At 48.5% G+C, this 22,497-nt stretch carries 16 protein-coding genes and 1 tRNA gene; 6 read left to right on the top strand and 11 right to left on the bottom strand.

Translation table 11 applies throughout. From position 1 onward, the window contains the following. Window positions 1-2: 2 nt before the first annotated feature. Genes dndD through dndB form a run of 3 tightly spaced genes read right to left on the bottom strand, consistent with a single transcriptional unit; the run spans window position 3 to window position 4,612 of the window. Window positions 3-1,979, bottom strand: coding sequence for a DNA sulfur modification protein DndD (gene dndD, locus BUC26_RS05980; RefSeq protein WP_073374254.1), 1,977 nt, complete (start codon window positions 1,977-1,979; stop codon window positions 3-5). Window positions 1,980-1,995: 16 nt separating this feature from the next. Further along, window positions 1,996-3,525 carry a DNA phosphorothioation system sulfurtransferase DndC gene (gene dndC / locus BUC26_RS05975; RefSeq protein ID WP_073374252.1) on the bottom strand — a complete coding sequence of 510 codons (1,530 nt, stop codon included), beginning with the start codon at window positions 3,523-3,525 and terminating at the stop codon, window positions 1,996-1,998. Then, the gene (dndB, locus tag BUC26_RS05970) at window positions 3,515-4,612 is read right to left on the bottom strand and encodes a DNA sulfur modification protein DndB (protein WP_073374250.1); all 1,098 of its coding nucleotides are present in this window, start codon (window positions 4,610-4,612) and stop codon (window positions 3,515-3,517) included. The genes dndC and dndB overlap by 11 nt, the downstream gene beginning before the upstream one ends. Before the next feature lie 602 nt (window positions 4,613-5,214). Here dndB and BUC26_RS05965 point away from each other — a divergent pair. The 5 genes from BUC26_RS05965 to BUC26_RS05945 all read left to right on the top strand — a co-directional run bounded on the left by BUC26_RS05965 (window position 5,215) and on the right by BUC26_RS05945 (window position 11,742). Beyond that, window positions 5,215-7,164, top strand: a complete 1,950-nt coding sequence (locus tag BUC26_RS05965) for a DEAD/DEAH box helicase family protein (protein ID WP_208609740.1) — start codon at window positions 5,215-5,217, stop codon at window positions 7,162-7,164. A 6-nt stretch (window positions 7,165-7,170) separates the two neighbouring features. Beyond that, on the top strand, window positions 7,171-7,374 hold the full coding sequence (locus tag BUC26_RS05960; RefSeq protein WP_073374248.1) for a CxC ATPase DNA modification system associated small protein: 204 nt from the start codon (window positions 7,171-7,173) through the stop codon (window positions 7,372-7,374). Continuing rightward, window positions 7,374-9,347, top strand: a complete 1,974-nt coding sequence (locus tag BUC26_RS05955; RefSeq protein ID WP_073374246.1) for an AAA family ATPase — start codon at window positions 7,374-7,376, stop codon at window positions 9,345-9,347. The genes BUC26_RS05960 and BUC26_RS05955 overlap by 1 nt, the downstream gene beginning before the upstream one ends. A gap of 4 nt (window positions 9,348-9,351) precedes the next feature. Next, window positions 9,352-9,852, top strand: a complete 501-nt coding sequence (locus tag BUC26_RS05950; RefSeq protein ID WP_073374244.1) for a hypothetical protein — start codon at window positions 9,352-9,354, stop codon at window positions 9,850-9,852. Window positions 9,853-9,924: 72 nt separating this feature from the next. Next, window positions 9,925-11,742 carry a DUF262 domain-containing protein gene (locus BUC26_RS05945; RefSeq protein ID WP_073374242.1) on the top strand — a complete coding sequence of 606 codons (1,818 nt, stop codon included), beginning with the start codon at window positions 9,925-9,927 and terminating at the stop codon, window positions 11,740-11,742. A 390-nt stretch (window positions 11,743-12,132) separates the two neighbouring features. Here the strand turns inward: BUC26_RS05945 and BUC26_RS05940 are convergent, their stop codons facing one another. From BUC26_RS05940 to BUC26_RS05895, 8 genes are all read right to left on the bottom strand, one after another. Then, a complete protein-coding gene (locus tag BUC26_RS05940; RefSeq protein WP_073374240.1) occupies window positions 12,133-12,726 on the bottom strand; it encodes a hypothetical protein in 594 nt (197 codons plus the stop codon). A gap of 784 nt (window positions 12,727-13,510) precedes the next feature. Then, complete coding sequence (locus tag BUC26_RS05930; RefSeq protein WP_073374236.1) at window positions 13,511-13,897, bottom strand: hypothetical protein; 387 nt, start codon at window positions 13,895-13,897, stop codon at window positions 13,511-13,513. A gap of 157 nt (window positions 13,898-14,054) precedes the next feature. Then, the gene (locus BUC26_RS05925) at window positions 14,055-14,606 is read right to left on the bottom strand and encodes a hypothetical protein (protein WP_073374234.1); all 552 of its coding nucleotides are present in this window, start codon (window positions 14,604-14,606) and stop codon (window positions 14,055-14,057) included. Between the two features lie 106 nt (window positions 14,607-14,712). After that, entirely contained in the window at window positions 14,713-15,021 is a 309-nt protein-coding gene (locus BUC26_RS05920) for a hypothetical protein (protein ID WP_143165922.1), read from the bottom strand. Between the two features lie 167 nt (window positions 15,022-15,188). Next, window positions 15,189-15,896, bottom strand: coding sequence for a hypothetical protein (locus BUC26_RS05915; protein WP_073374230.1), 708 nt, complete (start codon window positions 15,894-15,896; stop codon window positions 15,189-15,191). 203 nt (window positions 15,897-16,099) lie between these two features. Next, window positions 16,100-16,438, bottom strand: a complete 339-nt coding sequence (locus BUC26_RS05905) for a helix-turn-helix transcriptional regulator (RefSeq protein WP_073374226.1) — start codon at window positions 16,436-16,438, stop codon at window positions 16,100-16,102. A gap of 723 nt (window positions 16,439-17,161) precedes the next feature. Further along, window positions 17,162-17,238 (bottom strand) — tRNA-Arg (locus BUC26_RS05900). A 38-nt stretch (window positions 17,239-17,276) separates the two neighbouring features. Beyond that, window positions 17,277-19,466: an Rne/Rng family ribonuclease gene (locus BUC26_RS05895; RefSeq protein WP_073374224.1), complete on the bottom strand. Its 2,190-nt coding sequence runs from the start codon at window positions 19,464-19,466 to the stop codon at window positions 17,277-17,279. Between the two features lie 695 nt (window positions 19,467-20,161). On the opposite strand from BUC26_RS05895, the gene BUC26_RS05885 reads away from it, so the two are divergent. After that, window positions 20,162-22,468, top strand: coding sequence for an LPS-assembly protein LptD (locus BUC26_RS05885; RefSeq protein ID WP_073374220.1), 2,307 nt, complete (start codon window positions 20,162-20,164; stop codon window positions 22,466-22,468). Window positions 22,469-22,497 lie beyond the last annotated feature (29 nt).

Genomic DNA, 22,497 nt, shown 5'->3' with positions numbered 1-22,497 from the left:
TCCTACCAGAAATAGCCCTTTCGGATTATTGTCGATTGCTTGGATTCATCAAATTCAAGATGGTATTCCTGTGAAACCCATGGCTTGACCATCCTGTAATATTTTTCGTTGATCTCTTCGTCTGTTGAAAGAAGCATCACTTGGTGGCTGGCGAAAGGAAAATACCTTTTTACAAGGTGCGTCCGGTGAGTCGTGTCCAGCCTTCCGAGCGGCGTGTCAATGATTGTAGGCAGCAGGCGACCTGACGCCTGGGCAAGACCCCACAGTAGTGACACTGCCAATAACTGTCTCTCGCCAGCAGACAAACGCTGGGCATCGACGGTTCTCCCGTCAGCGCCCATTATTTCAGGTTCAAAAGTCTTAGGATCGAGCTTCAGGGTCGTGACAAGAGATTCTTTACGTAGAAGCTGCCGGAAAGCTCCAAGCACATAGCGCTCGATCCTTTCAAGATGATGTCTGGTGACCTTTTCCCTGAAAAGACTGAGAGTCTTGCGCGATCTTTTGGAGTGCTGGATTATGCGCGCGGCACTGTCATGCTCGTATTCAGAATTGATCTCTTTTTCAAGCTCCTTTTCAATCTCTCTTTCGGCTGCCGCAATGGATTTATCGATATTTTCAATCTCTTTTAATAGGACACCATGGCTGATGTCAGCCTCCTGCTTCCTAAGCCTGGTCTTTTCTTTTTGTTCGATGACTTGGGCGATCGCTTCCGCATCAGGAACGGTCGCCAATTGACGGTCAAGGTTTTCAATCTGCTCCTCGATATTTCCCTTGCGGGATAACAAGGCCAAGGTCTCAGACGCTATCTTGCAGATTGAACCATTCAAAATATCCTTTATAGATGCTCTAGTGTCCGCGCTGATATGCAGATACCTGTCAACCTCCCGAAAAGAGGCCCTCTCCTTCAGATCATTGCTCAATAGCCTTTCGATCTGCATGTAGGCGCTCTCTGACAAACCTTTTGATTTCAGCTCCTTTTTGATCGCTTTGTCGCGTTCTCGCAGGATGTCGTAAAGTCTTTCGTTATCGCTTGCTCTCTCCTCGATCTCTGATTGTTCAAGAATCTGTCTTAACTGGCCCGAAATAAGAGCAAGCGGCAATTCACTTCCAGATAGCTCAACAAGCTTGTTCTGGATCTCTGATAGTTCTTTCAGCGCCGTCGATTTATTTAATTCTAGCTCTTCGCGCTTTTGGTAGAGCTCACCGCCCTCAATACGGAAAGTTTCATCTATCTCAATAATATGCTTTTCTATCAGGGCAAGTACCTTCTTGGATTCGCTTATCTGCCAGTTAAGCTCTTCTTTTTTCTTGGACAGCTCGCGCAGGTTATCCTCGACAGTTTTGATCCTGGCCCGTTTCCCTTTCTCTGTAAGCTTCAACTTGTTACGCTTCTCCAGCACCACAAGATCCGTCATCAACTGCGTGATAAGATCAAGGCCCAACAACTGATTGATACCTGTCGATATCAATTCGGTTGATTTATTAAATTCGGCAAGATCCTTTATCTTCTCGCCGTCGAAAAAGAACAGGCTTGAAATGCGTTGTGGCAAGAACTGCTCAGCGTGCTCATGCCATGCTTCGGTTATGACGGCATCAAGTCTGTCATCGCAAAGCACCTCTACGGTCTCAGAAATATTCTTCCTGTTGAGCTTCCAAGACCTTCTGACTTCGTAGCTTCGCTCAACGCCGTTCACTGAATGCCGAAATTTAAGATTAACCGCAGCACCATCCTTCGGATCAACCGACTTGTGGATGCTTTTCTGTAGGTACTTATCGTAAGCCAGTGAGCCTCTATTCGAGCAGTTCGAAAATTTCCCGAACAGTGCCAACTGGAAGGCGTCCATGAAGGTAGTCTTGCCGCCCCCATTGAACCCGCCTATCAAAATGATAGGCTTCTGGTCGTTTTGGGGTTTAAGTGAGACTGTATTCCTTCCAAGGTATACGCCGAAATTGTGTATGGTTATTTCATCAAATATCATGTCGAGGTATTACCACTCAGTTGTTCACCCGTTTAATGTAATCCTCAAGCCTGATCTGCTCCGGCCGCTTCTCCATTTCCTTTTTCTTTTCCTGGAAATATTTCTCTCGATCAGTCGCATCCTTTTCATCTTCATAATAATGCTTGGCTATGGTTTGCTCCAAAACATCGAAAAGGCCTGAACGTCTTACCATCAACCTGAATTTCTGTTCCTGGCTGATAAGCCCCCTAACAAGCTGGTAATGAAGAGTGTCACCATCGCAGACCTCCTCCAGGATCTTCAACTCATCGCGCCCGATGATCGCACTTTCATCAAACTGCGGATACGGGAATGGTCTACCAAAGACATTTTCATAGATCTCAGGTACATAATCCTCGATTTCGTCCTTTTCCCGGTTCCATATCCTGCGGATCTCATTCAGTTCATCGATGGTGATTATCTCTAGATCAGGAACACTATCAGGCTTTTTTTCCTGAACTTCCTTTTGGACCTGCAGGAGCCTGCGCAAGAGATCCTTTCGTTCCTCCTGCCAGTACGGACCATGGATCGCCCGATCATTATAGAGCTGCACCCGCCCGTTGATGCGCCTGAAATCCCGACGCTCCCGATCTTCCTTGATATCAAAAGAATCCCTATATTTCAGGAGTGGCAACATCCACTCCTTTTCCTCATCGTTCTGGATCATTGCCTGCATTGACTTGTCCTGGCTTACCATGGTACAGACCCAACACCCGAACCGGCTGTCGCCGCAGCTCGGCGTGTCAGTCGTGATAGCCATCGGACATTCCCTGTCCTTGGTCGCACCTTTATAAAAGTCTAGAAGTTCGTTATTGTCAGAGCCCCATGGCGTTTTGTTGTTTTCAAGCAGATACTGCCAAACGTCATCATTGGTCCAGTTCTCGATCGGCGTGTAGACGTAGCTGTTAGGCGTGCCGGCGTTCGGTGTCAGGTATTCGTTCTCTACGTATTTCTGCGACTTTTCCCGAGCACCTTCATATTTCTCCATGGATCTTGCGCGCATTGAGCTCTCGGCCTTCCTCATACCTAAAGCAAGAATTGCTTCGCCGCTCTTTTCAATGACTTCGCTTATGAATTTATTGGAGGGATTGATCTTCAGCCGGGACGTGCACCACCTGAATTTGGGCCTTGGCGCGGGATAGCCCTTACCGATCAGATTGACCCAGAATGAGTCTTCAACCTCCGGCGTGAGCCTGTGTGGGAAAAATGGCAGACCCGACACCCGAGCCACCTTTTCCATCTTATCCAGGGACTCCATCACCCATAAGGCGACCACTGGATTTTCAACGAGTGTATCGGTGCTGATGATATAGATTGGAACCCTGCGGTCAGCCTCGGGTAGCGTGCTGATTGCTGTCCAGACAAGCTGCAGGACAGCGGACGAGTCTTTGCCACCGCTGTAACCTATGACCCAGGGAGCGTTGAAGGATGTGTAAAGGTCCCTAACGTTTTCATGCAAGGAACAGACAGCCGCCTTGAACCCGAAGTCATCGAAAGCTGATATTCGCTGAGGTGCTTTATCCTTCATAATCGCCCCTGTGGAAAGCATCTTCAACCCTCTGCTCTTCCGGAGTCAACTGAAGACCAATATGCTTCTTTATCGCGTTTGCGGTCAGGGTCACATTATGATGAGCTTTCGACACCTTTCCGCCGATCATTGCCCTCCCTTCCCACTGCTTCGTGTTCGATCGCGCCCAATCAATGGTGGAAATTGTCTTTATCTTAGCTTTCCAGTTTTTCAGACCATTCTTAAGAAGCGTATTCCCAACGTATCCTATTGCCTGTAAAACGACAGCATGCGAATGGATGAAATCCCTGCGGACATCACCCGATGTGATCTTTCTGTTCTTCACAAGCCGCCACTCGCGGATATGCTTTGATGCCTCATCCCAAAACTCTATTGCCATCGTCACCTTGTCATCAAACCCCCCTGACTCGATATTTGAAAGCAAGGCTGAGTTCGCGTTGTAGATCGAACTCAAGGTGAATAGCCTACTCGCTCGCGGAGAAAGCGTGCTTTTTTCCATCTCCACAACACCGTTGAAGGCCTCCGCTTTGAAAGCTACAGTCCTTGCAATCTCAGCCATCTCATCCCTGTGATCGTAAAGCACCCCAAGGGACTTTGATGGCCTGATCGCGTAGCGGTTCAGGTCGGCAAACATCTGCTGGCATCGTTTCAGGCCTTTGTCCATGAAAAAGACAACGGCAATGCTTTCATCGGCGAGCGCTGGCTCTTCTCTGATTGCCATTTCAATTGCCGCTCTGCGGTGCTGGCCATCATTAATGATGAACTGCGCGGACATGGGTATATGCAAGAAACCTATCCGCTTGCCGTTATCGCTTGCCTCGATCGGCTCAAACTTTACTTCTCCATCAATCGAGGCAGTGATAGCCGAAAAGACGTAAGAGTCTTTGTTTTCGAGTAGATACCTGGACATGTCAGGCAGCCGCGCTTTGTTGAGGAACCTTTGCGCCCGAAGCTCAGGCACAAGCTCTTCCTCGTTGAACAGGAAGATCTTCGGTATCAGGCGAAGCGGGCACATCGAGACGAAATACTCGCTCTTTGCCTGCATTCCCCTGATGCACGGAAATACGTATTCGAATGGATCACTCACAATAACACCCTATTCTATTGATTCATTTTACTATCTATCTCGTCAGGAAAAATCTTCTTATTGCCTTCATCCATTCCCACTGATGATCTCCAATAGCCTACTGATTAGGCTTTTTTGGGTTTGTTTGTCAAGTAATAAACAAACAATCATTCTGTTTGTCAAATAATAAACAAACTATTTTACTAAACTTGTGTTCTTTTTTATTGGAATTCTTCTAGTAAAACGAAAATCGTTTGAATAACCTAATACTTGGACATCCAGGTAATATCGAAAATATTTTCTCTACATTATCAGGGGATCAATTCGCAGCTAAACGACAAAAAATCATGACATACTATGTATATTCAATATGTTAAGTAATCATTTTCTGTGGATAGTCTATGCGCAGGCTGAATTTTCCCTGTCTCGATGTTCAATTAAAAGAAAATACCTCAACGATAAACCAGCTCACTTCTTGACTTTAAAGTAAAATTGGGACAAATAAATTGGAGGGTGCTCCGGCATTGGCATCTATGGTATCCGGCCCCAGTGGAAAGATTGCCGAATTTCCAAAAAACCAAAGTCGGAGAACAAATAGTAGCCACCAGGAGCAGGTTTGGCATATGCTGACCCTAGTTGTTTGGTGGGACCAGATTGACAATGAATTAGATATAAAAACCTTCAGTTTTATAATGAGCCTTAGGGATATTTCCTACCAAAAAGATTACCGATCAGGACAAGACAATATCCTTTATGATTTTATCCGACCATCCCTAAGTAATTCAGTAAGATATGACCGAGCAGTAGGATTCTTCAGCAGTTCCGCCCTAGAACTATTTGGATCTCCTTTGGGGCAATTCATCAAACAAGGCGGAACAATCAGGCTTGTCACATCGGTCAAGCTGACAAACCAGGATTATTCCGCAATTAAAAACGGTGCTCCACGCAAGGATATCGCAAAAAACAGGTTAGACAAAATAATCGAAGAAGAATTCGCTGATGGCATGGGGGATGGCGTTAAAAGACTTTGTACGCTCCTCGAATTGGACCGCATCGAAATAAAAATTGCAATTCCCAAAAATTCGCGCGGCATATTTCATGAAAAAGTTGGAATCTTTTATGACAATAAAGATCATGTTGCTTTTTCAGGGTCAGCAAATGAGAGCCTGAACGCATTTGAAGAGCATTACGAATGCGTTGACGTCTTTCCTTCATGGAGCGACCCCGCCAGGGCGAAGAGAAAACTGGATCATTTCAAAAATCTTTGGTCGGATGATGAAAAAGGCGTTTCTGTTTATGATTTTCCGGAGGCCTTAGAAAAGAAACTTATCCGCATAGCCAAAGAACCAGGCCCTGCCAAGCCAAAAACAGAAACGAATAAGTGGCGGCATCAGGATCATGCTGTAGCCCTTTTCCTTGAAAAAGAGCGTGGCATCCTGAACATGGCGACAGGCACCGGCAAGACAAGAACGGCTATCAAGATCATCCTGTCTCTCTTCAATGACGGACTCATTGATACTGCTGTTGTAGCAGCCGACGGAAACGACCTACTGGCACAATGGTATTCTGATGTCCTGCTCCATAGGAAAGATGCAAACAACAAGCTCAGGGTATATAGATCTTTCAAGGATTTCAGGGAAGAGCAAGACTTTTTTCTGAGCAAGAAACGTTCTATCCTGATCACTTCAAGACCTAAACTTCCTTCAGTCCTCTCCGGTCTGACCAAAGAAGAAGCAAAAAGAACATTCCTCATCCATGACGAGGTCCATCGGCTTGGAAGCCCTGGCAATGTTAAAGTCCTGACTGGACTCTCCGACGATATCCGCTACCGCCTTGGTTTAAGCGCAACACCTGAGAGGGAATACGATGCTGAAGGCAACAAATTTATCGTAGACCATATAGGACCTGTCATCTTTAATTTCAACCTCGAAGACGCGATCAAAAGAAACATCCTTTGTCCATTCAATTATTACCCGCTCGATTACCAGATAACCGAAGATGATAAAAGAAGGATCTCTGAGCTTCACGCGATCCGTTCCGCCAGGGCTAAGGAGGGCAATCCGATGAGTGACGAGGAGTTCTGGATTGCTATATCAACCGTTTACAAGAATTCCAGAGCGAAAATTCCCATTTTCAGGGGTTTTATCGATGGAAGGAAAGAACTCCTGAAAAGAAGCATAGTCTTTGTAGAGACACAGGAATACGGATCTGAGGTTCTGGACGTTATCCACAATTACAGGGCAGATTTCCACACGTATTTTTCCGGTGAAGACTCAAAGACGCTATTAAGGTTTGCGCTGAATGAGCTCGAATGCCTTATCACCTGTCACAGGCTTTCTGAAGGGATTGATATAAAATCGCTCGGCAGCGTCATTCTTTTTTCATCTTCCAGGGCAAGACTTGAAACAATTCAAAGGATAGGCAGGTGCCTTCGGTTTGATCCCGAAAACCCAGATAAGATAGCTAATGTTGTCGATTTCATACGAGAAAATAGCGACCCTGATGGATTAAATGCAGACCAGGAAAGATCAATCTGGTTGTCTGACCTTTCAACTATAAGAAAAACGGAGTAACCCGACATGCCCATTGATCCGCAAATCGAAAGTGCAATCAGAACGTCTGTTGAGAGAAGCAAACAGATAGATTCGCTCGCAGATAAGCTTATTGCCTGGATAAAGGCGATAAATTCCGGCAATGAAGATATCAATGATCCCGACGCGGCATCACGGCATCTTGAATTGATCTACGAAGAGACAACCATTGATGATAAGGATGACGAATAATGGCATCAAATTTTAAGATTCTCGGCTGGAAATCTGAAGGCCTTCGCTGTCCTGACCATAATATCTCTTTCACCAGGGGCGACAGCTCTGTCTACGAAATCAGCCTTATACAGATGCCGAACGGAACAGGCAAAACCACAGTCTTGAATCTTCTTCGTGCCGCTCTGTCGGGATCTGCATATAGTGAAACTTGGAATGCAAGTAAGGTAAGGGGACTCAAAAAGCGTAACAGTGATCATAACGTAGGATCGTTTGAGGTGAAGCTGTCGCTGAATGATCGGCCTGTCACAATAATAATGCAGTTCGATTTCGATTCAGGAAAGGTAATTTATAAGACAACGCGTGGAGAAGGACAGAAAACGGGATTCGACCCTCCGTCTGAATTTAAACGATTCCTAAACGAAAATTTTGTTAACTTTTTTGTGTTCGACGGTGAGCTCGCTCAGAACCTGTTGGACAGCAACCATACGAAGGCCGAAAAGATAGTCGATGACCTATTCCAAATAAGTACACTTCTCATACTCAACAATAAAATAGATGAATACTGGCAGAAGGTAACTCAGGATCGAACTGCCAAGGAATGGAAAGGCTTTAAGAGGCGCGCTTCAAAACTAACGAATCTCAAGGCAAGACTGGAAAACCTTGAAAAAGAACAGCGGAACCTAAATCAAAGACTCGAAGAAGAGACCGAAAGGCTCGTCGCAAAAGAAAATATCTATAAGGAAGAGATTAAAAAAGGCAAGAACCTCAACGAAAGGCATATAAAAGCCGAAACAGACGTCAAGGAAAAAGAAGCTGCGCTCACTGACCAATCAAAGATTGTCCTGGATAACATGGCCGATTGCTATTCGCTATCGGACCTGTTTTCGACCGCCCTTTATAATTTCAAAGTAAGCCTTGACCGTGTGAAACTCCCGGAAAGTGCCGCACGTGAATTTTTTGAAGAGCTTGCTGAAGAGGATGTTTGCGTTTGCGACAGACCTATCGATGAAAATATCCGCAAGGTCATCCTTGAAAAATCTATCCAATATTTAGGATCTGATGATGTCTCTTTATTAAACGCAGTAAAAACTGCCATAACTGAAGCTTTAGGGGATTCACGAACAGAACCTGAAAAACAGTTGAAGGCAATGATAGAAAGCCTGAGTGAGGCATCAAACAATCTTCTGGACGCGAAAAATGAGCTCGATGAAATAAAAATTGAAATTGCCAAGGAAAACCCTGACGCAAAGAAGGCACAAGATGAGATTGAAGCAAAAAAAATTACAATTCGGGACTTAGAAACTCAGTTGGAGCGATTCAAGAGCGATGATACATCCCTAAATGACGAAAACACCTACGGGATCGAGGTACTGAGAAAGAGAGTGGAAGAGGCTGAAGAAAAGCTCGCAGAGATTGCCAATACAATGATCCTCAGATACAAACGCGACCGCCTGCAGAAAATCATAACAAATGCGTACCAGATAGCTCATGATAATATCACTAATGAGATCTGCTCAGAGGCAAACGACCATATCAACGATCTCATGCCATATAATGACCTGTCGATAGATCGCATTGACAGTTGCCTCGTCCTTAAAGGGCAAACTGGCGGAAGCACTGGCGAGCAGCTCTCCATCGCTTACGCATTCCTTTCAACGTTGTTCAACCGTAGCGAGCATAAGCTGCCTTTCGTAGTGGATAGCCCTGCCAACCCCATCGACCTGGAAGTGAGACCTAAGATTGGCGCGATAATCCCAAAACTCAGCGAACAATTTATCGCCTTTACCATCTCTTCTGAAAGAAGCGGGTTTGTTGATGCGATTGTGCAGCAATCAAAAATGCCAATCCAATTTCTGACGCTGTTCAGAAAAGGCCGGACTAAGCTTGAGGACAAAATCACAGATACGTCCCTGTTTAATGAGACGGACGACGGATTCTGCATTCTTGGAAAAGATTATTTTGACGATTTTCAATTAGATTACGAGGAATAGAAATATGCCGTTCAGACTCAGTAACGACGGGGAAAAATGGTTCAAGGATATAAGCAAATCCTCTAAAAACGGCTTTCAGACCGACTTTGATGCATACTATTTTTGTTTTATAGCAGGAATCACTTGTGGACAAAAAAAGACGCTTCCGGTCTCAGAGACACGAGAGCTTGTTGAGTATTTTCCTGACCGATTCAGGACGCGCGGCAAACTGATAGTATCACTGTTCCTATGCCGAGAACTGATTGAGTTAGGTGTCCAGTTTAATGAAAAAAAAGCCGTACATTCAGCCATCACGAAACTGATCAAGCCTGAATCGCCAAGCTACCTGAGTGATGAAGGAATGAGGGAGTTCAACAAGTACGCAAACGGAGGTTACGAAGTCCTTACAGAATGGTTCGCTGACCGACCCAGATCCCTCGACACGTTCCTTCGACTTTTCAAGGCAAAGCTTGACCAGGAATTGAACAAGGAAAGTAACTCCTGGGCTCTAGGGATAGCGGTTTGATAGCAGAACCGCGGCATCGCGAGACTATTATTTTGAAATCGCAGATTTTTCCAGCTTATTGAAGGATAATCAATGCAAATAGATCCTGTTTATACAACAGTCGGTAATCTTTTTAGACATGAGCCGAGGTTTTTTATCCCAAAATACCAAAGAGCCTATGCTTGGGAAAGTGAACCTGTAAACGACTTTATAAGAGACATCAAGAATTGCTTTGAAATGAGGAAATCTAATCGCCGGCATACGCATTTCTTTGGCGGAATCTTGAGCGTAGAAAGAAAGTTGGTAGGAACCGTTAGCAGGAACGAGTATGAAATTATCGATGGTCAACAAAGGATCGCGACGTTCACTCTGCTAGTCGCAGCGCTTATCAAAGCATATTCAGACCTGGAGGTTACTGCCAACAATGCCGACGATACTGAGAATGCCATAATAATCAAAGGTCGAAAAACAATTTTATCCAATAGATTTGTTGAATTCGAACAAGAGGTCAATAGGCAAATCACAAACGTTGAAGTCTTAAAACTCTCAAGAGCTGATCAGCCGTATTATACCGAGCTTATCAGGGGAGCGAACCCGACAGATGATAGGGAATCTCACCGCAGAATCAATTCAGCGTATTGTGTCCTGAGCAGTTTCATAAAAGGAATTGTTGACGCGGAAGACCAGTTGACTAGAAAAATGGATAATTTGGAAATATTCCAGATTATTATCGATGATGATTGTTCAATCCTGCATATGGTGACCACAAGCAGAAAGGATGCTTACAGGCTGTTCCAGGTATTGAACGACAGGGGAACAAATCTGACTGATGGCGATCTCTTGAGGGCAAAAACGCTTGAAATTCTTGAGGGACATAATCAGGAACAAGATACTGTCGAGAGATCCTGGGACAGGATTCTAGCTGACCATCCTACTGATACAAATAATTATCTGAATTGGATATATGAATCATATACTGGCAGGAGAGCAACGCAAAACGCTCTTTATGATAAGTTCTGTGATGAGTTTTTTCCGCAGCATCATAGCTCCGAATTGCTTGCAAGCGAGGCAGAAGATGTGCGCGTAGCCGTAAGGCAAATCGAGAGTGACATTCAGGAATGCAGAGATCTGTTACAAGGGGAATGGCCATACAAGAGGCAGCAGCCCATAACAAACTGGGATATTACTCGTCTAAAAACCTTACTGTTTGAACTTGGACATACACTCTCAATTCCCTTGTTGCTCGCAGCATCCAAACTTGACCACCGCAAATTTGCAGAGCTTGTTCAATTAGTTGAAAGAATATTTTTCAGGTATAAATTAATATGCAACAAGCATGTCACCCCATTAAAAAACATTTACTATCAGGAAAGTATCGCAATAAGGAGAGATCCGGCAAATTACAATATTGCAGACCTTAAAACAAAGCTGCAGAATTTGATTGATAGTAACGCGTCAGACCAGATATTCAGAAGCGAGCTCCAAGCGCTCGAATATCATGAAACCGGAGGCAGCAACAAACCTCTGAAATATTTCCTTATGTCAGTAGAATACTATTATCAGTGGTATAATGCAGGCGCAAACGGCTCTCCTCAGTGCATAGACAAGAGCAGGGTATTCGATTTTTCTGGAACGTCAATCGAGCATGTATATCCCCAAAATGCCAATCCTGCTGATATCAATCATACTTTAGAGCCTGTAAAGAACCAGATCGGAAATCTGACGATTATGGATCCCTCACAGAACAATATTGGAGGGAGCCAAAGCTTCCAGTATAAAAAACATATCTATCTCGGCTCTCTAGCTGCCATGACGCAAGATATCGGAAATAAGGCCGATTGGACCATAACTGAGATTGAGGAACGTCGTGACTTTCTGCTAGATGCAGCCGTTGCAATATTCCGCACATGAATATATTCGTGTCCTGAACCAAAGCAGGACCATTGCTGGAGAAGTATGTCGTGCGTTAAATGCCGGCTGCTGGCTCCCCGAAACCCACGGGACAAAATAACCTTGATTCTGATGGCACTGCTATATTCACGCATGGCAAGTTATCTTGTGGGTCTGACTTGACAAAAAACCTGGCCATCAAGCACCATAACCATGGTTGCATATCACCTGCCTCGATTATCACCAACAGAAGTTCTCGAATCAATGCGGATCTGTTTGCTCACGAGACCAACTCCGCTCACTTTGTATTCCAACGCTCGATTCTTCTCTATACCAAATATCTCAATGATGCCTGCCATTCCAGCCATCTCTCTAAAACCGACATTCACGGTGCGAACATCTCTCTGAACCTTATAGACGAATCCCCAATCGCTTACCTTCAATCAAGCAAAAAAGATAATTGGCATGAGATACTTTTTCTTGGCACCTCATAAACGTTATCCAATGCATCCCTTTTGGCTTGAAGAGAATCGGCACCGTCATGTTAATGCTTGCCCCTAATCGCCTGCGGATCTTTCTCGCCTTCCGCAGCATCCGGTCAGCTCGCCCCTCCTGTTGGCTTGCATAGGTCAGATTGTGACAGTGACGACAGAGGAAATATTTCCCTGCACCATAGACCACCGCCACTCGCCGGTAGCACGAAGGACAACTGAACCAGGTTCGCATCCCGCCATAGTGGCACGGCGTATATGCAAATTGAATGGTCTGCTTGATGGGCTCCCATTCGCCACCTCGAAATCTGTGCTTATAATCGAGCACGAGACTGCCATTTGTAATTCTTACGTTAACTGAATTAGTTGTAGAGCCATTGCAGCCCCACGAAATGGAGCCTTGAAATCCTTCCCTCAGGCACCCATCTTTCTTGAGCAGCCGGATATCTAGCCCCGATTGCCGCTCAATTGCCGATTTAGCGTTCCATCTTCGCCCTGACCCGTAGCCGCCCATAGCGTCTCCTCTGATATTTTTCGAAATCAAAAGGCAAGTTTATCCCTTTTTGACCGCTATTGTCGGTAATAATCTGATATCAAAGAACTATCATATCAAGAAATAGGGACATCATCGCTTCGCTTCTTGGGGGTGCGCCATACCTCCTTATCAAGTTTGAGCTTCTGTTCGGTGTCGTCCCCTCTGTTTGTAGCTTTTGAGTTCTTGCCGGTTCGATTTTGGTCTGTGGGCGTGCTGTTTTCATGGTTCTGATCATTCTGTTTTTGACGATTGAAGACAGGCATGGCCGTTTGCCTGCGCTAACCTTGAAACGAAGATTTTTGAGCAGTCTTGAGGCAATTATGTGGTTTTGGTTCCGCATCTCCCTCGCTCCAGGCTCCCTTGTATCTATCTTGCGCCACAAACCTCACCAGAACCTCACCTCAAAAGGCCTTATGTAAACCTTTGTACTCCACCCCCTCTTTTTATAGCGTCTATTAATCAGCCAGTTTCACGCACGAATAGGCTCCCGGTTCATGCACTCTTGTGACCACCCCTCTAGCCTCCAGCCGGATGAAGGCCTTGCATATTGCTGCTCGTGCTGCATGAAGCCGATGCCGTTCATGCGGAGCCACTTTGAACATTTCGCGTCCGTTCCTGCACCGAAGGGGCCGATAGCCATAGTACCGTTGCAAGACGTCTGTATAGCCAACAACCTTTTTCTGCGCGGCAAGATGAAGGATGATTGCCATCAGGTCAGATAAGTAGGCTCCCCGCCAACGATGCCGGTCTCCGTTTTCTGATATCAATGGCTTCCCCGATTAAGTGAATCGCATTTCACGAATATTTGGTGTTTCGGCAATTGCATGTACTCCTCAAGCGGATCTGGCGGGACTTGCTCCAAGGCGTTGCCAAATTTCATGCGTTGACAATAGACTGCATACACGACCCGATAGCCGCACTCCTTTGGAAGTGGATATTCGAGGATGGTTCCCGAAACACTGACTGTTGTTCCCACTGGCACGCGAAATGATCGTTGCGCCTGCCGTCCGTGGGCGACGACGGCAAAAAACTTCTTCTTCGCTAGAACAATCAGGATCTGTTCCACATAGTCTTCGTATGCGTGGTACTTGGCTACGATAACTCCACCGAGCTTGACAGTGCTTTCCTCTTTGATGGGTGGTCTGCTCATAGGCTCCGATATCTCGCTTATTATGGCTATACATGAAGTACACGTAAGCCGTAGGGGGTAAGGACGATTTTATCAATTTGACTGCGAGTAGCCTTCCCCAAAGGGATTGAAGCGTTTTTTAGGTACGCAGGATGACGGGGGTTAAATAGAGAAGTTTTCATTTTTGACACGTAGGACTACGTGTAATTTGACACGTAGAGCGGCACCCCTTATTTTTCGCTGCCTTCGTAAAAAACACACCGGAATTTGGCTGGCAGAATCCTTTCCCTCTCGCCATGCCTTGCTTGGAGAAACAAGCTGGGTCTCCCGCTTTCCAGTGCTTCCATTTGTCCTCGAACTGATATACGCTTTGGTCGCCTGGCCCGTTCCCGCCCAGATGCAAAACACTGAGGAACCCTACCTCCAAAAATTTTTTAAATGCCTTTCGTATAGTGTCGGCATTGTATGAGGGCATCTCCATATTCCGAATTGGACCGTCGAAAAATTCCTGAATAGCAGCGGCAGGGGCTTTGAGATCACTCTTGTTTAACAGCTTTGTGTAATCCCTTTTCCCTTTTGCATCCTTCCCGAAAACCCTGCGAGTCAGAACGAAAAGCCAGATGTCTTTTTGGGAACTGCTTAGCGAGCGGAAAGCATCCGAGTGGATCAATTCCGTCGTTATGTACGTTCCCCGTTCACTTCCTTTGTTTTTTGGACTCTTTGCCATCATCACCCCTCTTGCCGCTGACATGATGGGTGCAGTCTGAGGGGTAAGACCGCATCTTTTCACGAGTTCCCACACTCGCGCCCATCATGCAGCAGACATTCATTTCAAATTAACGGTACGGTCGATGCTGGTACAGCGCACAGGCCGGGCTCGTGCAGCCGCGTATTTCCTCTTTCCATCCAGCGTCTGGCAATTCCTCTTCCGTTCCCCCGAAGCATTGGTAGCACATGGCCGCAATCGCCTTCGCTTTGCTCCCCGGGTTTGCGTTCGCCTTTTTGACAAGGTTGTGCTCTTGCGTGATGGTCTCCCCAGCAGCTTTCATTTGCTCAAGACGTCCACGTGCTTTTTGCATACGCGCTTCTGTCAAATTCATTGTTTCAACCTCATTTTTTAAACGTTCAAGGGGACGTGTGACCATCAACTATCACCGACTACTTCGTCGCTTTTTCATGCCGCCCGTCCTGATTATCTCTCCGCAGCGATGTAACAAGCCGGACAACCAGTATCGCAGGCTCGTCATGCCATTGATGGCCAACATGATTTCCTGAGTCATTCCAGAACCTCTCAATTACGTGGACTAGTCCATCAAATAGCGATACCGACGGATTCGATCGCCCTGATCACTGTTGTCCTGACCTTGGCGAGTTCGTTAATTTCTCGCGCCTGGATCAATCGCTCTTCCATCATGCCTTCAACGTCGAGATGCCGCGCCAGTGCCGCTTTGATTTCCTTCTCAAGTGTTGCAGGGTGCAGCGCATCCAACTCAACCGCTAACCGGCCATACAACTTCACATATTTTGCTGCATTCGGGTCGGTCCACTTGAGAGCGTCAGGATTGTGCGGGAGTCGGTACTGATAGACCTGCTCAGGATTGAGTGCAAACCGGTCAAGCTCTACAGAGACACCATGGTCTCTTGCAAGCCGGTCGCAGATGGAAACCGGGATTTGCCATCCCGACGGATCGAGGTCACCACCGTAGACGATAATGGGCGTTTGCTCTCTCCATAGAGCTGCCTGCGCACGGTCAGCATAATCTTTGATGGTCGTCGCAGACGGATGCCCTTTGCACGGGAAAATCTTGACGCAGTAAGGAAGCCCTACACGCTCAAAGATCCGGGCCAACGCATCCTTCTCACACCAGAGCTCCACATAGTTTTCCTGGTGCTGGACCAGGCAGCGCTGGTAATCCACTAGAAAATTGTCGAGTTCCTCTCTGATGAAATCGCTCATATCTGCCCAGCGATATTTCTCAGTGGTCTTTCGGGACCGATCCTCCATCACCGCCCAGGACATCTCCCCTCTGTTCCGCAGGCGGTCATGATCCTGGACAGACGTTGATACTGCGCCTCGCAGTTTTCGATAATTTCCTTGGCGACTAGCTGGTAATACAGTTGCCGAAGGGTCAGTGGCCAATAATCCCGCAGAGATTCGCTTATCGCTCCAATCTGTTCTTTTATATAAAGCGTCTTCGAGCTTTGTTTTCTTCCTCTGCCCATTCAAGCCCCCTTCTCGTGATGGTTCACTTGACCGTCAGGTGCGGTGAGGTTATCCACCGCATGCTGTTCTACGAAATGGTCAAGCCACTCCTGTTTGAAAAGCACTCGGCTGCCTAGCTTTGAGTATTTCGGCGCCGTTCCTTCCGTGATCCATTTAGACAGCGTGCAGGGTCTGATACCGAGATATGCAGCAGCTTGTTCTTTATCCTTCAACCGGTCTCCGGTATTTGTTGCCAATTCTTCGCGTACCGTGGTGATAAGTTTTTCGTGCAGTACCTCAATCGCCTCGTTGAACAAGCTTTGCAAATGCTCGGGAACAATAGTATTATCCATTGGCATAGATAGACCACTCCTTGCCGGAGTATTCCGGTGTCGGCTTATAGAGAAATCTGGATAAACTCCCGGCGTTACCGATTCAGACGTTGAGTCGGCAAGCCAGCCACTTCTGAACTGATTGACTGCTAGATTGAGTTACGACGGTGATAGGCTGGTCATGATGCTGCCTCCTCCTGGTTCAGGATAGAAGCACCATGGAAGGAACGGCAAAGATTCACTTTAACAATCAATTTAACAAATAGTGAATATGCCTTGACGGATGCGTCCTCGAGAGAGTAAGGTGAACGCATAAAGTCCCTTCCACGGGGCTTGTGACATGAACCCCAGATTCCAATCCGCCGCCGCCAAACGTCGAATGGAAATGGGGTTCTGTTGTTTCTAACTGTTCCACATCCAATTATATACTAGAAAAACGTCTATGATGCATGAGAAAGGATACGAAATAATGACTAACCCACAAAGTTTGTGATCATTTTCTTTATGGGTTCGACATCTTTTCGATTTTCATATCCAAATCAAGACGGCAAATAGAATTATAACACACTTGCCTAACAAATGCAGCATATTTTTCGACGTGATTTTACAAACATCCATTTAATGAGACCGGCTGTAATGGATGTGGAGCGAGGAATACGAGAGGATGTGTCAATTCCGCGATTCATAGAACCGGCATAGAACCAAAGAAAAAGCGGTTGCGGGCATTTGCCCGCAACCGCTTCAACCAACTGGTGCACCAGGAGAGATTCGAACTCCCGACCTACGGATTCGTAGTCCGTTGCTCTATCCAACTGAGCTACTGGTGCGCGAGAGAGGGTGACTATACTTCAGAAAAAGCGGCAACTCAAGCCTGTTTTTTTGCGCCCTCTTCTTTTTCAGCCTTCTCGAAAGCGATTTCGTGCTCGAGCGGTTTCAGTGCCGGATCACCGCTGATAATGACCTTGGTTTCGTACTGCTCTTCCAATTCCATAATTTCCTGGCGCTTGTTGTTGAGCAGGTATTGAGCGATATCCAGAGGAAAACGACAATTGACCCGGACCACCTGCTTGCGGCTGGCCCCGGTGTGGATCCGACGCAAGTAAAACAATGCTTGGATCTCCACCGAGCGAATGGTGCCTCGTCCGCGACAATGCTCGCAGATACGGTAATTGCCCGACTCGATCGGAGAACCGAGTTTCTGTCGGGAAATCTGCAGCAGGCCGAACCGTGAGATCCGGGTGATATCGACCTTGGCCTTGTCACGTTTCATCGAGTTCTTGACCTGCTTCTCCACCTCGCGGATATTCTTGCTGCTGCGCATATCAATAAAGTCGACGACGATCAGGCCGCCGAGATCACGCAGTCGAAGCTGACGGGCAAGTTCGGTGGCCGCCTCCATGTTGGCTTGAAAGATGGTCTCCTCGAAATTCTGCCCTTTACCGGTCGATCCCGAGTTGACGTCGATAGAGACGAGCGCTTCGGTCGGCTCGATAACGATTGAGCCGCCGCCGGGCAGACTGACTCGGGGCTGATAGATCGATTCGATCTGATCCTCGACGCTGTAGTGGTTGAAGACCGGACGTGCGCCCTTGTGCAGTTTGACCTTCACCGTTCGCTGCTTGGCGGGCAACATCTCGACGAATTCGCTGACCTTTTCCAAGGCCGCCTCGTCGTCTACAAGAATCTCCTGGATATCGGGATCGAAGTGTTCGCGCAAAAAACGCATGACACAGTTGTGGTCTTGGTAGAGCAGACCGACTCCGTCCATTTTCTGCCCTTTTTCCTTGATCTCCCGCCACAGCCGCAGCAGATAGCGGACATCACGGGACAGAGCGGTCTTCGTGATGTCGACGCTGGCGGTCCTGACGATCCAGCCGATACCCTCCGGGATCTGCAACGAATTCATGATTTCGCGCAACTCATTGCGCCTCTCTTCCCCGGATATCTTGCGAGACACCCCTTCCGACTCGGAGCCGGGCATCAAGACCACGCAGCGACCGGGCAGCGACAGATAGGTGGTCAGGTTGGCCCCTTTTTTACCCACCTCTTCCTTGACGACCTGGACAAGCATCTCCTGTCCTTTTTCCATTACGTCGGAGATGCTCAGTTTTTTCCATTGCTGCTGATCGACCAACGCCCGCACCTCGGCACTGAGGTTCTGACGATAGTATTCGGGATGAATCTCGCTAAACGTCAAAAACCCGTTCTTTTCAGTGCCGTAATCGACAAACGCTGCCTGTAAATTCGGCTCGATGGCCATCACCCGGGCCTTGTAAATATTGTTGCGAGTCTGGACCCTGCTGACGCTGCTGACATAGAGCGACTCGAGCCGCCCGTCCTCGAGCAGGGCCAGACGGCACTCTTCCGGCTCATCGGCATTGATCAGCAACTTGACCACCGGCTTGTGCTCAGTGCGTCCGCCTTCTTTGCCGGACCTGCCGGACACGGACGGAGCATCATCCTCCTTGCCGCCCGCTTTTTCGCCGGTGCCGGGCTCTGCCTGTTCAGTCTGATCCCGATCTTCCGCGGCACTATCCGTCTGTTCGCCGGTCTCCGCCTCTTTTTTCTGTCGACTCGATTTCCTGCGACCGCCGCGACGTCCCCTGCTCCGTTTGCTGCGGCGCTCTTCTTTCGGCACTTCGCTCGTGTCTTCGTCGCCGGCTGCTGCCGGCTGCTGTAACTCCACCGGTTCTCCAGGCGCAGTACTTTCGGCAGGTACACCCGACACAGCCGGCGGCGTTCCCGGGGCCCGTGAGTCGTTCAACTCCTCGGGAGTCTGCCCCTCTTTTGCCTGATCGGCTGACTGATCAGGCAAAACGGGCCTCTTGCTGCTTTTTCCGGCAGGGCGCCGGCCGCGTGATGTCTTTTTCGGGGGAGCACCAGTTGTTGCCGCGGGTGCCGCTTCACGTTCCTGTTCGGCAGGCGGGCTTGGCTGCTGATCCGGCTCTTTGGTGAGCAAAGCGCTTTTCCACCAGGCTCCGGTTGTTGCCTTAACCGGCGTTTTCGACTTGTTTTTCTTTTCCTTTTCGGACTGGTCCTGCTTTGACTCCGTCATATAAATCCTTTGTACGGCGGCCCCACTGAGCAGTGCAGGGCGCCGACACCTTTCAGATGTCAGGTTGGCAGGTCACGGACTATTGCACCGATCTGCACAACGGACACCAAACGATTCTTCGGCGACCTCCGTTATCGGCCGCCGTTCTTCCGGTACTATTCAATCCGTTTTCAGCCCGGGGCCGGCTCGAATGCAATCATTCAGTCATCGTGCCCAAGCTACCGCGGACGAATAATACCGCTCCATTTCCTGCATGGCCGAACCTGGCCGGCAAACATCTGCTCGCGACGAATGCCGCCGGTCCCCATGCCCCCGTACCGTCCGGGATACAGCTGTTCCGCGAAAAAACGCGCGCTCCGTCTTGAGGACGGCTAAAAGCGCTGCGCCGGAACTTCTATTGCGAATTGCCGGCCGGTTTTGACCGCCTGAGATGGCTCGGACAGGGGGCAGAACGTGCCCTGATCGGAAAAAAAACTGTCTTTGTCAGCCATAAGCGGTGAGTTGCCTGAAAAATAAAACAAATGCACGATATTATCAAGACGAAACTATTACTTTTGGCTTGACACCGGGCGGACCGGCCCGTACATTTCGGAGCTTGAGGGAGGGTTTCCGCCGCCCCCATCGGGCGGAACACCGCGACCACACAACCTCCGTACATGCAGGTCCTGTCTTTGCAAAAGGAGTATACCGTGACAATGCAGCTGCCAGGTATGGCTTTTCTCCGTCCGAGTGTCTTGGCCGTTTTTCTTCTGCTACTCGCCGGTCCAGTCGCGCAACTCCGGGCGGCCGAATCCGTGGCCACCGAAGAATGGGATATAACCGCCGACAAGCTGACCAGGTTTGACCAACCGGCAAGTATCGTCGCCGAGGGCAATATCGTCTTGGTTAAGCGAAAACAACTGCCGCCGAAAAAACAAACAGCCGGTGACGACACGAGCGACTGGTCTGAATTGCTTGAAGAAGAAGCACAGGTGAAAGAAGTCACCCCGGCGGATCTTGAAGAAGAACAGGAGCCGGTTTTTGAAACCGAGATCACCATTACCGCCGACTGGGCCGTCTACGATATCGCCCTCAATATGATCAAGGCGCGGGGCAATGTCTCGGTAATCACGGAAGACGAGCAACTCTACGCCGAGCAGGGCGAGGTCAATCTCGAGCAGGAAACCGGGACGTTCAAGCAGGCAACCATTATCCGCAAACAGCATGATCTGCATCTGGAAGGCGAAGTCATCGAAAAAACCGGTTACAAGACCTATCGTGTGGAAAACGGCTGGGTCATCACCTGTAAAGTCGATCAGGGAAAGACAGCTCCCTGGAGCTTTGCCGCCAGCGATGCGGTTATCGAACAGGACGGCTACGCGGTACTTAGCCATGCCCGCTTCCGCATCAAAGACATTCCGGTCTTCTACACCCCGTGGTTGATGATTCCGGCCAAGAGCAAGCGTGAGACCGGGTTCCTGCTGCCGGAACTGATCTCCAGCGAGAACGGCGGATTCGGCTTCAACCTGCCCTTTTTCTGGAACATCTCCGATTCTACCGATGTGACCGTTTACACCCAGTACATGGCCGATCGGGGATACATGCCCGGTCTGGAGTTCCGTTACGTTAAAAGCGAAACGGAGAAGGGCCTGATCATGGCCACCTATCTCAACGATGATTTGAGCGGCGACACCGACTCTTCCTACTATGTCGACACCGAATTTACTCACGACAACGAGGAGCGCTATTGGGTTCGCGCCAAGGCCGACCATGACTTCAGCGGCGGCTGGACTTCCCGGCTCGATATCGATATCGTCTCCGACCGTGACTACCTGACCGAGTTCAACACCGGCATGACCGGTTTCAGCACCACCAACGAGCGATTCCTGAAAACGTTCGGACGCAGCCTGCAAAACAAGACCGACGATCAGCGCACCAACACCTTCAGCCTATTGAAATCATGGGGAAGCACTTCCCTGACCGGTGAACTGCTTGCCATCAACGATGTCCGTGCCGACAAAAGCGGCAACAGCCCACTGTGGAATCTCCCCTCGGTCGACTACACCGGCACTCTGCCCCTCGAGGGATTCGGCGATTTCACCCTGTCATGGGATTCATCTTATTACAATTTCTGGCGGGAGGAAGGGATCGGCGGTCACCGGGTCGATATCAATCCGCGCTTGAGCGCCCCGTTGCCGATCAGTCAGTATCTCGAATCACGGGCGGAGATCGGTATCCGCGACACCTTCTACTCCGTACAAGAATATGGCGATGCCGAGTGGACGGAAGACACGACGCAAAACCGTTTTCTCTACAACTTCAACGCCGAGATCGGCACCACACTGATGCGCGCATTCGCCCTTGACGGCGATCAGGGCGACAGCATCAACCACCAGATCAGGCCGTATGTCCTCTACAGTTTCACCCCCGATGTCGATCAGGATGAGCTGCCGTGGTACGACGGCGTCGACCGCGTCGGTGAACAAAACCAGATTACCTACGGGGTGGACAACTTCCTCAATCTCTTTCAGGGAGATACCGAGGAGCGGGAATTCGCCCACCTGAAGATCAAGCAGAATTACAGCCTGCTCGATGAAGACTCCGATGAGCCGTTTTCCGCAATCAACTTGCGGTTGCGCCTGCAACCGATCCAGCGCCTTACCTTTGATTATCGCACCGACTTTGATGTCTACGGAGACGGCTTTGTCCGACACTTTGTCGAGGGTGCCTACAGCACTGACCGCGGCGACTATTTCGAACTCGAGTATGTCTTTGACGATAGCGCTAACAGCGAGCAGGTGAACGGTACCATCGCCACCTATCTGCTGGCCAATTGGCGAACCGAGATCAGGTTCGAACACTCGATATCCGAAGGAGAAACCAACGAGGCGGATGCCGCACTGATCTACCAGGCTCCCTGCTGGTCGGTCGAGTTCGCCACCCAGTACACGCCGACCGACACCTCTTTTATGGTGGTATTCAATCTGGCCAATCTCGGCAGCCCGATCGGCTTTTCTTACTAAGCACGTTCACCGGTCCGGTACGCTACGTG

Origin of the sequence: Desulfofustis glycolicus DSM 9705, from assembly GCF_900130015.1 — a bacterium.
GTDB lineage: Bacteria > Desulfobacterota > Desulfobulbia > Desulfobulbales > Desulfocapsaceae > Desulfofustis > Desulfofustis glycolicus.
Note: the sequence above shows the minus strand (reverse complement) of the source record. Positions and strands in the feature narration are given on the sequence as shown.